Source organism: Modicisalibacter tunisiensis (assembly GCF_020148005.1).
GTDB classification, from domain to species: Bacteria; Pseudomonadota; Gammaproteobacteria; order Pseudomonadales; family Halomonadaceae; genus Modicisalibacter; species Modicisalibacter tunisiensis.
This window is the reverse complement of sequence record NZ_JAGXFD010000001.1, coordinates 2,517,529-2,533,768: the sequence shown is the minus strand read 5'-3', so window position 1 is coordinate 2,533,768 and position 16,240 is coordinate 2,517,529. Positions and strand designations below refer to the sequence as shown.

Here is a 16,240-nt window from a genome sequence, read left to right as displayed (position 1 = left end):
TGACAATCCTCTGCAGACCGGCCTGGATGGCGACAAGAGGCACCGCGTTTTCTCTCGCAGTGCAGTGAATCCTTTCGAATTATTCACGAACACACCGGCACCCTCAAAAAGTGCACAAATAATGCTATTTTTGTATACCGTTGTGACACACAACAAAAACAAACATTGAATACAAAGAGGGAAGCATGATTCAGGCTTCAGCACCGCCCCGTCTCGTCTCCGCCTGCACCGCCGGCCTGCTTCTGGTCGGCGTCACCGGCACCGCCCACGCCTGGACCCAGGCATCGCTGTCGCTGCTCAAGGGCTGGGACTACGCGCTCGGCGACAAGCAACGCAGCATCGCCACCTACGAGGTGGCCAACGGCTGGGAATACGGCGACAATTACTTCTTCTTCGACTACACCAACCTCGAAGGCGACCGCGACGGCAAGACCCTGCCCAACATCTACGGGGAATATGCCCCGCGCCTGAGCCTGGGCAAGATCACGGGCAGCGACCTGGGCGCCGGCCCCGTCACCGACGTGCTGCTCGCCGGCCAGCTCGAGATGGGCGAGAACATCAATCGGCGCCTCTATGGGCTGGGCTTCGATCTTGATGTGCCGGGCATGGACTACTTCCAGCTCAACACCTACGTACGCGACGACACCGACCTGCCCGGCAACACCTGGCAGGTCACCCTGGTGTGGGGGTCGCATTTCGATCTCGCCAGCACGAAGTGGCTGTTCAAGGGCCACTTCGACTATGCCGGGTCGGAAGGCCATGTCGGGCACAACATCAACAGCGCCCCGCAACTGCTGCTCGACGTGGGAGATTTCTGGGGGGCCAGCGATCGTCTCTATGCCGGTGTCGAGTACCAGTACTGGAAGAACAAGTACGGCATCGAGGGTGCCGACGAGCACAATCCGCAGGCGATGGTGACCTGGAAGTTCTGAGGTACGGCCGCGTGGCCCTCTACTGGGGGCCGCGTGGCGTCACGCCGCATCCCTTGAGAATGACCCGACAGAGAAAGTCGGTGACCGACCGGTAGTCCGCATCATCGAGCCGCTCCCGGTCGGTAATCCCCAGCACCTGGGCCTCGAAGTCGGCATAGTGCTGCGTCGCCGACCAGATCAGGAAGATCAGCCATACCGGATCGACCGGGTCCATCAGGCCGCGCTCGCTCCACTGCTCGAAGACCCGGGCGCGCTGGCGAACCCAGTCGCGCAACTCGCCGCGCAGGTACTCCTGGAGGAAGGGGGCGCCCTGCAGAACCTCGGCGGCGAACAGCCGCGAGCCCTCCGGATGCGTTCGTGTCAGGGTCATCTTGCTGCGGATGAAGGCCTCGAGCACCTCGGCGGGGTCGTCCTCGACACTGATGTCATCGAGCATGGCGTTCCAACGGCTCATCATGCGCTCGAGCAGCGCCACGTAGAGCTTGCGCTTGCTACCGACGTAATACAGCACATTGGACTTGGGCAGCCCGGCCGCCTCGGCAATGGCCTGCACGCTGGCACCACGATAGCCGTGACGCGCGAAGACGTTCTCGGCCGCGTCGAGAATCCGCGGTTCGTTGCGCAGCCGGGTGCGCGTGGCATCGGGCGGTAGCGGGGTCGTCATCAGCTCATCCTGCCGCTCAAAGCCGCCAGCTTGCCCCAGCTGACCGGCAGACTCAACGCCGCGGCGAACTTCCCGCTGCACGGCTTGCATTCCCCCGGCGGATACGCCACGCTTCACGAACCTGACCATTTGGTCAAAATGACTTGATACTCGAACAGCAACAACAACGAGCCACCGTGATGATCGACTTCTATCTCAACGGGCAGCGCCAGCAGTGCCGCGACGTGCCGCCCGACACCAGCGTTCTCGAACTGTTGCGCGTGCATCTGGGGCGCACCGGCACCAAGGAAGGCTGCGCCTCGGGAGATTGCGGCGCCTGTACCGTGGCGATCGGCACTCCCGACCACAGCGGCGAACTCGCCTACCACACGGCCAATGCCTGCATCATGCCTGCCCACCAGATCGACGGCTGCCACCTGGTCACCGTCGAGGGACTCGCCCGCGGCGATGCGCTGCATCCCGTCCAGGCGTCGATGGTCGACTGTCACGGCAGCCAGTGCGGCTTCTGCACGCCGGGCATCGTGATGTCGCTGTTCACGCTGCACGAATCGCAGCGTCGCGCCCCCGCCCCGCTGACGCCGCAGCGCCTCGAGGCGGCCCTCGGCGGCAACCTGTGCCGCTGCACCGGCTACCGGCCGATCCGTGATGCGGCGCTGTGCATGAGCGACTACCCGGATACCCATCCGACCTGGGCCGACGACCCGCAGCTGCCGGCCGACGTCGCCGCCCTGGCCCACGACGCCACCCGGAAGAACTCGGCACCGAACGAGGCGACAGGTTTCTTCGCCCGCCCCCGCGACCTCGCCGAACTGCGCGACCTGCGTCGGCGCCTGCCCAAGGCGCGCCTGGTCGCCGGCGCCACCGATCTGTGGCTGGAAAGCACCCAGCAGCTCAAGTCGCTCGACGCGCTGATCGACCTCTCCCGGGTCGCCGAACTGCAGCACATCGACGAAACCGAGGACGGCTGGTGGATCGGCGCCGGCGTCACCTACCGCCGGCTCGAACCGCTGCTTGAAGACGCCTACCCGGCCTTCTCGCACCTGATGCACCGCTTCGCCTCGCAGCAGATCCGCAACCGCGCCACCATGGGCGGTAACGTCGCCAATGCCTCGCCGATCGGCGACACCCCGCCGGTGCTGCTCGCCCTCGACGCAACCCTGCGCCTTGATGGCCCCAACGGCGAACGCGAACTGCCGATCGGCGAGTTCTTCCTCGACTACAAGAAGACGGCGCTCAAGGATGGCGAATTCCTCAGCGCGATCTTCGTGCCCAGGCCGACCGCGGACCGTCAGCTCAAGGTGTGGAAGATCTCCAAGCGCCGCGAGGACGATATCTCCGCAGTGCTCGCCGCCTTTGCCTGGCGCCTGGAGGACGGCGTGATGCGCGACGTGCATCTGGCCTTCGGCGGCATGGCCGGCATCCCCAAGCGCGCCGGCGCCACCGAAGCCGTGCTGGAGGGCCAGGCGCCCAGCCAGGCGCTCTTCGCGACGGCCAGGGCCACCCTGCGCGGCGAATTCGACCCGCTCGATGACGTGCGGGGCTCCCGCGAGTATCGCCTGGTCACGGCGACCAACCTGCTGGAGCGGCTGCGCCTGACCCTCGATACTGACAACAACAACCCGGCCATGGAGGTGTGTCTCGATGCGTACGCTCACTAAGCTTTCCCGGACGGCGCCCGACACCGCCCCCGCCTCGGGCCAGCCGACCCAGGTCGACGACGCCTCGGCCTGCGCCCGGCAGGATCAGGATGGCCACAACAAGGGCGACGGCCCCCTGGCACGCGAGGCCCGTGAAACACGAGCCAATGGTGCGGGCACGGCCCAGGCCCACGAGAGCGCCATCAAGCACGTCACCGGACGCGCTGCCTACATCGACGACATCCCGGCGCCCGCCGACGCCCTGCACGTGGCGCTGGGCTTCTCGCCGGTGGCCCACGGTCGCCTGACCCGGCTCGATCTCGAGGCGGTCAAGCGTGCCCCCGGCGTGGTCGACGTCGTCACCGTCGTCGACGTGCCGGGGCACACGGATATCGGCCCGGTATTCCCCGGCGACCCACTGTTCGTCGACGACGAGATCAGCTACCTCGGCCAGACGCTCTTCGCGGTCGCCGCCACCAGCTACAAGGCGGCGCGCCTGGCAGTCAGGGAAGTCGTCGTCGAGATCGACGAACAGCCGGCGAGCCTCGACCCGGTCGCCAGTGCCGAGCACGGCGACGTGGTTCGCCCCACCCACGTTCAGGAGCGCGGCGACTGGCAGGCGGCCCTGGCGGGCGCCGCGTTCACGCTCGAGGGTGAACAGTTCGTCGGTGGGCAGGAGCACTTCTACCTGGAAGGCCAGGCGTGCCTGGTCACCCCCACCGAGGACGAGGGCGTCGTCGTCTACACCTCCAACCAGCATCCCAGCGAGACCCAGAAGCTGGTCGCCGAGGTGCTCGACATCCCCTTCCATGCGGTGACCGTGGAGACCCGGCGCATGGGTGGCGGTTTCGGCGGCAAGGAGACCCAGGCCTCGCCCTGGGCGTGCATCGCCGCACTCGTCGCACGCCGTACGGGACGCGCCGCCCGGCTGCGCCTGCCGCGTGCCGAGGACATGCGCGCCACCGGCAAGCGCCATCCGTTCCACAACCGCTACCGGCTGGGCTTCGACGCCCGGGGCGTGCTCGCCGGTGGCGACATCACCGTGATCGGCGACTGCGGCTATTCGCCGGACCTCTCCGAGGCGGTGGTCGACCGCGCCATGTTCCACGCCGACAATGCCTATTCGCTGGGCGAGGCCCGGGTCACCGGCCATCGCGCCCGCACCCACACCGCCTCCAATACCGCCTTTCGCGGGTTCGGCGGTCCGCAGGGCATGATGATCATAGAGCAGGCAATGGACGATATCGCCCGCCACGTCGGCGAGGACCCGCTGACGGTGCGCAAGCGCAACCTCTACCGCGCCGAGCGCGACGTGACTCATTATGGCCAGACCGTCGACCAGCACCCGCTGATGAGCGAGCTCATCGAGCGCCTCGAGACGAGCAGCGACTATTGGCAGCGCCGCGAGGCGATCACCGCGTTCAACGCCACGAGCCCAATCATCAAAAAAGGTCTGGCACTGACGCCGGTGAAGTTCGGCATCTCGTTCACCGCCAAGCACCTCAACCAGGCCGGCGCGCTGCTGCACGTCTATACCGACGGCAGCGTGATAATCAACCACGGCGGCACCGAGATGGGCCAGGGCCTGCACACCAAGGTCTGTCAGGTGGTGGCCCGCGAGCTGGGCCTCGATACCCGGCGCGTGCGCATCACCGCCACGCGCACCGACAAGGTGCCCAACACCTCGCCCACTGCGGCCTCGAGCGGCGCCGATCTCAACGGCATGGCCGCCCGCGACGCCGCCGGCCAGCTGCGCGAGCGGCTGTTCGACTTCGCCGCCGAGCACTACCAGATTGACCGCGAGGGCATGCGCCTGGAAGACGGCGAGCTCGTCGCCTTCAACCGCCGCATTCCCTGGGGCGAGCTCGTCCAGGCCGCCTACCTGGGCCGCGTGTCGCTGTCGGCCAAGGGCTTCTACTCGACACCGCTGATCCACTACGACCGCGAGACCGGCAAGGGCCGCCCCTTCTACTACTACGCTCACGGCGCGGCGGTCTCCGAGGTCGAGGTCGACACCCTCTCCGGCGAGTATCGCCTCACCCGGGTCGACATCCTTCACGACGTCGGCGACTCGCTGAACCCGGCCATCGACATCGGCCAGGTGGAAGGCGGCTTCATCCAGGGAATGGGCTGGCTGACCAGCGAGGAACTCAAGTGGAACGCCAAGGGCCGGCTGATCTCCGACGGACCGGCGACCTACAAGATTCCCGCCTTCGGCGACCAGCCGGCGGTGTTCAACGTCGAGCTGCTCGAGGGCCACCCCAACTCGCAGGCCAGCATCTACCGCTCCAAGGCCGTGGGCGAGCCGCCCTTCATGCTCGGCATGTCGGTGTGGTCGGCGCTGCGCGACGCCCTGGCCAGCCTGGCGGACTATCGCGTCTGCCCGCGGCTGGATACCCCAGCCACGCCGGAGCGGGTACTGATGGCCGCCGAGGCCCTGCGCCGCGATGGCGCCCCGGCCGCCGCGCAGGAGACGCAGCATGATCTGGCATGAGGCGCTGCATCGCCTGCAGGGTGCCGCCGAGCCCCATGTGCTGGCCAGCCTGGTGGGCACGGCGGGCTCCACCCCGCGCGAGCCGGGGGCCAAGATGGTGATCACCGCCGATGCCGTCCACGATACCCTGGGCGGAGGCAGCTTCGAGTTTCAGGTGATCGACGCCGCCCGGCAGGCACTGGCACATGGGCAACCGGGTACCCGGCTGGAAGCCTTTCCGCTGGGCGCGCGCTCCGGCCAGTGCTGCGGCGGCTACGTCCACGTCCTGCTCGAGGTGTTTCCCGGCGCGGCAATGACGGTGGCCCTGTTCGGCGCCGGTCATGTGGGCCAGGAGCTGGTCAGGCTGATGGCGCCGCTGCCCTGGCGCGTACTGTGGCACGACAGCCGCCGCTCCGCGTTTCCCGACTGGGCGGCCGATCGCCCCCGCCTCGCATGCCACACGGCACCCCGGGCCGAGGCGGCCGTCGCTGCCCTGCCCGCCGGCTGTCATGCCCTGGTGATGACCCATGACCACGCCGAGGATCGCGCACTGGTGGACGCCCTGCTCACGCGTGGAGACTGCGCCTCGATCGGCCTGATCGGCTCGGCCAGCAAGTGGGCCAGCTTCCGGCGCCGGCTGAGCGATGCCGGGCACACCGCCGACGCCCTGGAGCGCGTGCGCTGCCCGATCGGCGTGCCGGGCGCCCACGGCAAGCTGCCCTACGAGATCGCCGTGGCCGTGGTCGCCGAACTGCTCACCCTCAAGCCCCGCGAGGCGCGTCGCGACGAGCGTGGCGTTGACCCCGGGACGCTGCGTGCCGCCTTTGCGCCGCCGCCGTCGGCGCAACCGACACCTGCAACCGCTTCTGGAGACCCCACATGACCGATTCCCGCCTGCTGCGCGGCACGCTGGTCGGCTTTCTCAATGACCCCGGCGAGGGCGATACCCCGGAACCGGGCAGCGTCCTGCACATCGAGGACGGCGCGCTGTGGCTGGTGGACGGTCGCATCCACGCCGTCGGCGAGTACACCACGCTCGCCCCGCACCTGCCGGCGGGTCTCGAGATGGTCGACTACCGTGGCAAGCTGATCCTGCCGGGGTTCATCGATACCCATGTGCATTACGTGCAGCTCGACATCATGGCCTCCTACGGCCGTCAGCTGCTCGACTGGCTCAACGAGTACACCTTCCCCGAGGAGTGCCGCTTCGCCGAGCGCGCCCACGCCGAGACCGTCGCCGAGGCCTTCCTCGACGAGACGCTACGCGTCGGTACCACCACCGCACAGGTGTTCTGCACTTCGCATCCCGTGTCGGTGGATACTTTCTTCACCGCCGCCCGGAAGCGCGGGCTGCGGATGCTCGCCGGCAAGGTGCTGATGGATCGCAACGCGCCCGAGGCGCTGACCGACACCGCCACGGGCGGCATCGCCGACAGCGAGCGGCTGATCGCCGACTGGCACGGTCGCGACCGGCTCGGCTATACCCTGACGCCACGCTTCGCGCCCACCTCGAGCCGCGAGCAGCTCGATGCCGTCGGCGGCGTACTGCGCAACGCACCGGACCTGCACCTGCAGAGTCACCTCTCGGAAAATCGCGGCGAGATCGACTGGGTGGCCGAGCTATTTCCCGAGGCCCGCGACTATCTGGCGGTCTACGAGCGCTACGGCCTGGTGGGGCCGCGCAGCACCTTCGCCCACGGCATTCATCTGTCGGACGGCGAGCGCAAGCGGCTCGCCCAGGCCGGCGCCAACATCGCCTTCTGCCCGACCTCCAATTTGTACCTGGGCAGCGGCCTTTTCGATCGTCGGGCATGCCGCGAGGCGGGTCTCAACATCTCGCTGGCCAGTGACGTGGGCGGCGGCACCGACCTGTCCGGCTTCGGCACCCTCAAGGCGGCCTATCAGGTGGGCCAGCTGCTTGGCCAGCCGCTTACCGCCTGGCAGGGCTTCTACCGCCTGACCCTGGGCAACGCCCGTGCCCTGCACCTGGATGCACACATCGGCAGCCTCCGCGAAGGCGGCGAGGCCGACCTGGTGGTGCTCGATCCACGCGCCACACCACTGCTGGCACGCCGCGCGGCGCGCACCCGGCGCCTCGACGAGCTGCTCTTCGCACTGATGATCCTCGGCGATGACCGCGCCGTGCAGGCCACCTGGGCCAACGGCCGCTGCGTGCACCAGCGCGACGCCGTACCGACGCACCGGGTGTCGCACGCCCCCGGCCAGCCGGCCTGACCCTCTTCGCTCGACTTGCGCTGTTGGGCGGCTCGCTCCTCCGGACGCCGCCCCTTTTTCTTCGCTCCCCCGGTTTGCTGGTTTCGCTACCCAGGTTCAGGCCGCGTCGATGCGCGCCAGCAGCGTCTCGCGCCGTGCCGGGGTCATGAACGCCGCCTCCACCGCATTGCGGGCCAGTCGCCGGAAGGTTTCCCGATCCCAACCGAACGCCTGCCGACAGGCCAGGAAGTTCTCCAGCATGCCGCCGCCGAAATAGGCCGGATCGTCGGAATTGAGCGTCAGGTTCAGGCCGGCGTCGAGCATTGCCGGTAACGGATGCGCCTCCAGGGTGTCGACCACCTTCAGACGCAGGTTGGACAACGGGCAGACCGTCAGCGGTACTCGCGATTCGCGCAGTCGCTCGACCAGCGCCGGATCCTCGAGCGAGCGTACACCATGATCGATCCGGCAGACATCGAGCACATCGAGGGCCTGACGGACGTAATCCGCGGGCCCCTCCTCGCCGGCATGGGCGACCCGGGGCAGACCCAGGTCACGCGCCCGAGCGAACACCGCAGCGAACTTCTCCGGCGGATTGCCCCGCTCGGCGCTGTCCAGCCCGACCGCATCGACCACAGCCAGGTAGTCGCCGGCCTGATCGAGTACCGCCATCGCCTCCTCGGCCGGCCGGTCACGCAGAAAGCTCAGGATCAACGCCGTCGACAGCCCCAGTTCGCGTTCGGCCTGACGCATCGCCCGCTGCAGTCCCTCGAACGGCACCGCCAGGGCCACGCCGCGTGCCAGATGTGCCTGAGGGTCGAACATCAGCTCGACGTGGACCACGCCTTCCGCGTGGGCCCGGCGGAAGTAAGCCATCGCCAGGTCCCGGAAATCATCGGCGGTACGCAGTACCGCCATGCCCTGGTAGTAAAGATCGAGGAAGGACTGCAGGTCGCTGAAATCATAGGCCCGGCGCACCGCCTCGATCGAATCGTAGGGCAGCGCGATGCCGTTGCGCCCGGCCAGCTAGAACATCAGCTCCGGCTCCAGGGTGCCCTCGATATGCAGGTGCAGTTCCGCCTTGGGCAGGGTTTTCAGCCAGTCACGCATCATGAGCCTCCGCAGTCGATGGAACCCCCATCTTGCCTGACTTGACCAATTGGGCAAGTTGGTTACCGTAGATGCCCCTCGCTCAGCGTCAACGTTCGCGTCACCCCCGGCAGCCGCGAGGCGTCATGGGCCAGATAGAGCACGCTGCGCCCGGCCAGCCAGGCATCCAGGCGCCCTGCCACGCGCACCGCGGTGGCCTCATCGAGTCCCGTGAACGGCTCGTCGAGAATCACCACGTCCGCCGGACGCAGCAGCACCCGGGCCAACGCCAGCCGCCGCGCCTGACCGCCGGAGACGCGCCGACCCGACTCGCCGACCCGGGTTTCCAGCCCCTCGGGCAGCGAACGCGCCCATTCGGCCAGATCCACCGCCTCGAGTACCCGCCACAGGGCGGCCTCGTCGGCCTCGGGGTCGGCCAGGCGCAGGTTGTCGGCCACCGAGGCCTGAAACAGCTCGCTGTGCTGGGTCAGGCAGGCGATGCGATCGCGCAGATCGTCAAGCGAGACCTGGCGCAGATCGGTGCCGTCGACGGTGACACGCCCGGTGCTCGGATCGATCTGGCGAGTCAGCAGCTGGCCGATCGATGACTTCCCGGCCCCGGACGCGCCGAGCAGCGCCAGCCGTTCACCGGGGTGCAGCGTCAGCGAGATGTCGTCGAGCGCCGCGGTCAGGGCATCGGGGTAGCGCAGCGTGACGCCCTCGAGTGCCAGCGCCGGCATCGCCTCGCTCAACCGCCGCGCCTCCCGTGGCGGACGAATCCGCCCCGAGGTAGCGACCAGTGCATTGAGCCGGCGGGCCGCGGCGCGGGTACCGCCCAGGCGGGTAAAGGCCCCCGGCAGTGCACCGAACACCTCGCCGAGCGCCAGCACCGCCAGCGGCAACATGACCAGGGTCGCGGCACCGATATGCCCGGCGGCGTGGGCCCGGGCGCCCAGCCACAGCGCCAGTACCGCCGCCGCGCTCACGCCGCAGCCGACCAGCGCCTGGGCCACCCCCTGACGCGCCGCCAGCCGGCGCTGATCGGCATACAGCCGCCGGGATAGTGCCGCCAGCTCTTGGCGCCGTGGCGCCAGGGTGCCGTAGCCGCGCAGCTCCGCCAGCCCCTGCAGCAGCTCGATCATCCGGCTGCGCAGCCGGTCGCGGGTCACCACCTCGCGCTGGCCGGGGGTCATTCCCCAGGCCGGCTGGCCGATCACCAGCCAGCCCCACAGCGCCGCCAGCACCAGGCCCGCGCCCCAGGCCACCGGGGGCGCCATGATCCCCAGCAGCCCCACCACCGCCAGCATCGCCAGCAGGGCGACCACCGGCGGCGCCAGCAGGCGCAGGTACAGGCCGTCCAGGGTGTCGATATCGGCGGTCAGGCGGTTGAGCCATTCCGAGGCCCGCAGCCGCGACAAGGCCTGGCCATCCAGCCGCACCAGCACCGCGAACAGGTCGGCCCGCAGGTCGGCCAGCACCCGCAGCACCGTGTCGTGGTTGTAGAGCCGCTCGGTGTAGCGGGCCACGGTGCGGGTCACGGCGAAGGCACGGATGCCGCCGCCCGGCACGTAGACCTCGAGCGTCGCCGCCACGCCCGCCGCGATCAGCGCGCCGGTGACCGCCGTCGCGGTGATGAACCAGCCGGACAGCGCCAGCAGGCCGATCCCCGCGGCCGCCGTCAGCAGCATCAGCGCCCCACCCAGCCACAGGCGACGGCGGCGACGCCCCAGCCGACCCAGCCAGGGGCGGAAGTCCGCGACCAGCGAACCGCGTCCGGGACGGGAACCGTCCTGACACTCAGACATCCGCCACCTCCCGGCTTGCCCCGCTCACGTTCAGCTCGACCACCCGATCGGCGGCCGCGCACAGGGCCGGCTGATGGGTGGCGATCACCACCGTCGCCCCCCGCTGCATCAGCCGTTGCAGCGCCTCGATCACCGCCGCCTCGGTGTCCGCATCGAGCCCCGCGGTGGGCTCGTCGAGCAGCAGCAGCGGCGCCTCGGCGAGGAACACCCGGGCCAGCGCCAGCCGCTGCGCCTGCCCGCCGGACAGCCCGACTCCGCGCTCGCCCAGTGGTGTGTCTAGCCCTGCCGGCAGCCCGGCCACCAGCGCCTCGAGGTGCACCTCGCACAGCGCCTGCCACAGCGCCGCCTCGTCGGCCGCCGGGGCGGCGAGGCGCAGGTTGTCGGCCAGGCTGCCCTGCACCAGCCAGGGCCGCTGGTCCATCCACGCCAGCGGCCCGCGCGGGGTGATCGTCGCCTCGCCGCCCTCCGGCGCCAAAAAACCGCCCAGCAGTTGCAGCAGCGACGACTTGCCGCTGCCGGACGGCCCGACCAGCGCCACGCATTCGCCCGGCGCCACGCTCAGACCGAAGGGGCCAAGGCGTGCGTCGCGGCCGCGATGACGCAGCGTCACGCCCCGCAGCGTGATGCGCGGCGCCTCCCGGTCGGCCGGCGCCGGCCGGAACGGTGCCGCAGCCGGCTCCTTGAGCAGCGCGACGAGCCCGTCGGCCGCACCCAGCGCCGCGGCCCGGTCGTGGTAATGCTGGGACAGGGTGCGCAGCGGCTGGAAGAACTCCGGCGCCAGCAGCAGGATCAGCAGGCCGCTGAACAGCGTCAGCGAGTCGGCAGGACCGAAGGCGATGTAGCCCAGCAGGCCGAAGCCGATGTAGATCGCCACCACCGCGATCGCCACCGAGGCGAAGAACTCCAGCACCGCCGAGGACAGGAAGGCCAGACGCAGCGTGCGCAGGCTGCGACGCCGGTAGTCGTCGGCGGCGACGTAGACCTCGCGGGTGCTTTCCCGGGCGCGGTTGAACAGCTGCAGGGTGGCGATGCCGCGCACCCGGTCGAGAAAATGCCCGGCCAGCCGGGTCACCGACTCGAACTGCTCGCGATTGAGGCGTTCGGCGCCCATGCCCACCAGCGCCATGAACAGCGGAATCAGCGGCGCCGAGGCCAGCAGCAGCAGGGCCGCCAGCCAGTCGAGCCAGGCCACCACGGCCAGGATCACCAGCGGCAGCGCCATCACCAGCCCCAGCTGGGGCAGAAAGCGGGCGAAATAGCCGTCCAGGGCCTCGACCTGCTCGACCCACTGCTGGCCCAGCCCCGCCGTGTGGCGATCGCCGAGCCCGACCGGCCCCAGCGCCACCAGATGATCGAGCAGCTGCTCGCGCACCCGTTCACGCACGCGGTATCCGGCCTCGAAGGCCGCCCGCTCCTGCGCCCACTGGGCGACGGCGCGCAGCGCCAGCACGCCCAGCAACAGGCCGAAGACGGGCGCCAGCTCGGCGGGATCACGCGACCGGGTCACCAGCTGGTCCACCAGCCAGGCCAGCAGTCCCATCTGCACCACGGTGCACAGCCCCGCCGCCAGGCCGGCGGCGCCGGTCAGCCACAGCCAGCCGCGCACCCGACCGGCCAGTTCGGCCAGCCAGGCGCGCGGCGTCGTGTCATCGGCCAGCATGACGGTTCAGTGATACCCCTCGCCGGGGCGCACCTTGCCGCGGAAGACCCAGTAGGCCCAGCCGGTGTAGCCGAGAATGATGGGAATCACGAACAGCATCCCGACCAGCAGGAACAGCTGGGAACCGGGCGCCGAGGCGGCATCCCACAGGGTGTAGTCGGGCGGGATCACGTAGGGCCAGCGGCTGACCAGCAGCCCCAGGTAGGTGAAGACGAACATGCCCATGGTCGCCAGGAACGGCAGCTTCTCGCCTCCGCGGGCGGCGCCGCGCCAGACCAGCAGCGCACAGCCCAGCGCCAGCACGGGCAGGATCCAGATCACCTCGATGTGGCTGAACCAGCGCGCCGCGACATCGGGATCGATGGCCGGCGTCAGCAGACTCACCGCGGCGAAGACGCCCAGCACCGCCAGCAGCAGCGGGCGGACCAGCCCACGTGCCCACTCCTGGATACGGCCCTCGGTCTTCATGGCGATCCAGGCGGCCCCCAGCAGCGCATAGCCGGCCATCATGCCCAGCCCGGTGAGCACCGAGAACGGCGTCAGCCAGTCGAGCGCACCGCCGGTGAAGACCCGGTCCGCGGTCTCGAAGCCCTGGATGTAGGTGCCCACCACGGCGCCCTGGGCGAAGCTGGCCACCGCCGAGCCGCCGGCGAAGGCCAGGTTCCACCAGCGCCGCGAACGCCGCGCCTTGAAGCGGAACTCGAAGGCGATGCCGCGGAAGATCAGCCCGGCCAGCATCAGGAAGACCCCGATGTAGAGCGCCGGCAGCAGGATCGAGTAGACCAGCGGGAAGGCACCCAGCAGCCCGGCCCCGCCCAGCACCAGCCAGGTCTCGTTGCCGTCCCAGATCGGCGCCACGGAGTTCATCATCACGTCGCGCGACTCCTCGTCCGGCGCGAGGGGAAACAGGATCCCCACGCCCAGGTCGAAGCCGTCCATCAGCACGTACATGATGACGCTGAAGGCGATGATCACCGCCCAGATCAGAGACAAGTCGATAGTCGCCATGGGTCAGCTCCTGGTGGTGTAGCCGTCGCGGAAGTCGTCGTCATAGGGCACGTGGGACGCGGACAGGGGGCGCATGGCCCGCTCCACGTCCTCGACCTCGCCCTCCTCGGTCATGCCCTGGCGGATCACCCGGGTGAGGTAGTAGACGCCGGCATAGAACACCACGGCGTAGACGGCCACGTAGCCGAGCAGCGTGAACAGCGCCATGCCGCCGGTCAGCGACGGCGTGACCGCCTCGGCCTGGGTCATCATGCCGTAGACCAGCCACGGGGCTCGGCCCGTCTCGGTGACGAACCAGCCCGCCAGGACCGCGATGAACGGCGCCACGCTCATCAGCCGCAGGCCCTGCAGGAAGGGCCGGCTGGTGTAAAAGCGCCCGCCGCGACGCAGCAACAGGCCGGCCACTGCGAAGGCGATCATCAGCAGCCCCAGCCCGACCATGACGCGGAACGAGAAGAAGGTGATCCAGACCGGCGGCTGCTCGTCGGCCGGCGCCTCGCGCAGCCCGGGGACCTCGCCGTTCCATTCGTGGGTGAGTATCAGGCTCGCCATATGGGGAATGCCGATCTCGAAATGGTTGCTCTGGGCGCTCTTGTCGGGCAGCGCGAACAGCAGCAGCGGCACGCCGGCCTCGCGCTCCCAGTTGGCCTCCATGGCCGCCACCTTGGTGGGCTGATGCTCGAGGGTGTTGAGGCCGTGCATGTCGCCCACCACGGCCTGCACCGGCGCGGCGATCAGCAGCAGCCACAGCGACATCGACAGCGCCTTGCGATTGGCCTCGACATCGTGACCGCGCAGCAGATACCAGGCGCTCACCCCGGCCACCACGAACCCGCCGGTCAGGAAGGAGGCGATGACCATGTGGGCCAGGCGATACGGGAACGACGGGTTGAAGATCGCCTCCAGCCACGAGGTGACATGGAAGACGCCGTCCCGGTACTCGACGCCGGCCGGCGTCTGCATCCAGCTGTTGGTGGCCAGGATCCAGAACGCCGAGATCAACGTGCCGATCGCCACCATGATCGCCGCGAACAGGTGAACCCTGGGCGACACGCGATGGCGGCCGAACAGCAGCACGCCGAGGAAGCCGGCCTCGAGGAAGAACGCGGTGATCACCTCGTAGCTGAGCATCGGTCCCAGGAAGTTCGACGTGGCCTGGGCGAAGTTGCTCCAGTTGGTGCCGAACTGGAACGACATGACGATGCCCGAGACCACCCCCATGCCGAAGACCACGGCGAAGACCCGGGTCCAGAGCTCGGCGAGGCGCTCCCAGGCGGGGTTGCCGGTCTTGACGAACAGCCCGTAGAGCAGGGCCAGGTAGGAGGCCAGCCCGATGGTGAAGACCGGGAAGATGGCGTGGAAGGACACCACGAACGCGAATTGCAATCGCGACAGCAGGATCGGATCTAGTTCCATGACGATACCTCGATGAAGTCAGGGCCTGGATCATCGTCGCTGCGTGGGATGGTTATCTCTCGGGCCGCGTGGCCGTCGCGCAGGCGTTCACGATTCACCATTGCCTGTCAGCGTAGACGCTCCCGTCCCGCGAGCCAGGCAAGCTCGGGATTCATGATACGCCCGCCGTGGCATGCACTTAAGGCAGAAAATGGGGCGCGTTGCCGCACCCGGGTAGGGCATGTTGCCGCATGATGATCCCGACCGGACCGGGCCTCATCGTGGGTTGCTTGGGATAGCGAGAGAGCCGCGGGGGCGCTCAGACCGCGCGGACGAGGGTATGGACCAGATAGGCGTTGTAGCCCAGGTAGGCCAGCAGCAGCGTGAGCGCCTCGAACCGGCTGATGCGCCCCTGGCCGCGCAGGCCGATGCCGAAGATCAGCAGGGCCAGCGTCAGCACCGCCATCACCGGCCAGTCGCGAACCAGCACCTCGGCATCGACGTCGATCGGCGCGATCACCGCCGCCAGGCCCACCACCGCCAGCAGGTTGAACAGGTTGGAGCCCACCACGTTGCCCAGCACCAGGTCGTGCTCGTTCTTGCGCACGGCGGCGATCGACGAGGCCAGCTCCGGCAGCGAGGTACCCAGCGCCACGACGGTGAGACCGATGATCAGGTCGCTGACGCCGAAGGCCTGGGCCACGTAGACCGCCCCCCACACCAGCAGTCGCGAACTGACGATCAGCAGCAGCAGGCCGACCAGCGTCCAGACGATGCCGGCACGCAGCGACATGGGGTGTTCGGCCATGCTCTCCTGGGTATTGGCGCCGAGCGCATCCCCGCCCTGCCGACGTGCGCGGATCACGCTCAGGGTCATCACCCCGACCAGCATGACCAGCAGCAGCACGCCATCCAGCCGCGAGATCGTGCCATTGAGCAGCAGCGCGCCGGCGATCAGGGTGGCCAGGCCCAGCAGCGGCAGCTCCTGACGGATGACCTGGGAGTGCACGGCCAGAGGGCTGACCAGGGCCACGACCCCCAGGATCAGGCCGATGTTGGCGATGTTCGACCCGTAGGCATTGCCCAGCGCCAGCCCGGGGTTGCCATCCAGCGCCGCCAGCGCCGAGACCATCATCTCCGGCGCCGAGGTGCCGAAGCCGATGATCAGGATGCCGATCAGCAACGAGGGCACGCCCAGGTGGGCGGCCGTGGCCGCGGCGCCGTCGATGAAGCGATCGGCGCTCCACACCAGCAGCACGAGGCCGACGAGGATGGCTGCGATTGCCAATAGCACGTGTAGACTCCCTTGGTCATGACTCGGTGGAGCCGACGCGGCTCCGGAACGCCGCATGATGCCCAAGAT

General features: G+C 69.0%; 11 protein-coding genes and 1 pseudogene. 5 read left to right on the top strand and 7 right to left on the bottom strand.

The features are described from left to right. Positions 1-185 precede the first annotated feature (185 nt). Positions 186-932 (top strand): outer membrane protein OmpK, encoded by a 747-nt coding sequence (locus KGQ91_RS11820; RefSeq protein WP_224415009.1) that lies wholly within the window; start codon positions 186-188, stop codon positions 930-932. Positions 933-951: 19 nt separating this feature from the next. Here KGQ91_RS11820 and KGQ91_RS11815 read toward each other — a convergent pair whose 3' ends face one another. Next, positions 952-1,596, bottom strand: a complete 645-nt coding sequence (locus KGQ91_RS11815) for a TetR/AcrR family transcriptional regulator (protein ID WP_163648809.1) — start codon at positions 1,594-1,596, stop codon at positions 952-954. A gap of 179 nt (positions 1,597-1,775) precedes the next feature. On the opposite strand from KGQ91_RS11815, the gene xdhA reads away from it, so the two are divergent. The 4 genes from xdhA to guaD are packed head-to-tail and all read left to right on the top strand — an operon-like array spanning position 1,776 to position 7,941. Further along, entirely contained in the window at positions 1,776-3,254 is a 1,479-nt protein-coding gene (xdhA, locus tag KGQ91_RS11810; RefSeq protein ID WP_224421057.1) for a xanthine dehydrogenase small subunit, read from the top strand. Beyond that, positions 3,238-5,727 (top strand): xanthine dehydrogenase molybdopterin binding subunit, encoded by a 2,490-nt coding sequence (xdhB, locus tag KGQ91_RS11805; RefSeq protein ID WP_224421056.1) that lies wholly within the window; start codon positions 3,238-3,240, stop codon positions 5,725-5,727. Before xdhA ends, xdhB begins: the two co-directional genes overlap by 17 nt. Beyond that, entirely contained in the window at positions 5,714-6,589 is an 876-nt protein-coding gene (gene xdhC / locus KGQ91_RS11800) for a xanthine dehydrogenase accessory protein XdhC (protein ID WP_224421055.1), read from the top strand. The genes xdhB and xdhC overlap by 14 nt, the downstream gene beginning before the upstream one ends. Further along, entirely contained in the window at positions 6,586-7,941 is a 1,356-nt protein-coding gene (gene guaD / locus KGQ91_RS11795; RefSeq protein ID WP_224421054.1) for a guanine deaminase, read from the top strand. Before xdhC ends, guaD begins: the two co-directional genes overlap by 4 nt. 96 nt (positions 7,942-8,037) lie before the next feature. Here guaD and KGQ91_RS11790 read toward each other — a convergent pair. From KGQ91_RS11790 to KGQ91_RS11765, 6 genes and pseudogenes are all read right to left on the bottom strand, one after another. Continuing rightward, a pseudogene (locus KGQ91_RS11790) lies at positions 8,038-9,030 on the bottom strand (adenosine deaminase). 62 nt (positions 9,031-9,092) lie between these two features. Further along, positions 9,093-10,814, bottom strand: coding sequence for a thiol reductant ABC exporter subunit CydC (cydC, locus tag KGQ91_RS11785; protein ID WP_224421053.1), 1,722 nt, complete (start codon positions 10,812-10,814; stop codon positions 9,093-9,095). After that, complete coding sequence (gene cydD, locus KGQ91_RS11780; RefSeq protein ID WP_224421052.1) at positions 10,807-12,474, bottom strand: thiol reductant ABC exporter subunit CydD; 1,668 nt, start codon at positions 12,472-12,474, stop codon at positions 10,807-10,809. The genes cydC and cydD overlap by 8 nt, the downstream gene beginning before the upstream one ends. A gap of 6 nt (positions 12,475-12,480) precedes the next feature. Further along, the gene (cydB, locus tag KGQ91_RS11775) at positions 12,481-13,482 is read right to left on the bottom strand and encodes a cytochrome d ubiquinol oxidase subunit II (protein WP_224421051.1); all 1,002 of its coding nucleotides are present in this window, start codon (positions 13,480-13,482) and stop codon (positions 12,481-12,483) included. A 3-nt stretch (positions 13,483-13,485) separates the two neighbouring features. Next, on the bottom strand, positions 13,486-14,898 hold the full coding sequence (locus tag KGQ91_RS11770; RefSeq protein ID WP_224421050.1) for a cytochrome ubiquinol oxidase subunit I: 1,413 nt from the start codon (positions 14,896-14,898) through the stop codon (positions 13,486-13,488). Between the two features lie 298 nt (positions 14,899-15,196). Beyond that, complete coding sequence (locus KGQ91_RS11765) at positions 15,197-16,171, bottom strand: calcium/sodium antiporter (RefSeq protein ID WP_224421049.1); 975 nt, start codon at positions 16,169-16,171, stop codon at positions 15,197-15,199. Between the last annotated feature and the right edge of the window lie 69 nt (positions 16,172-16,240).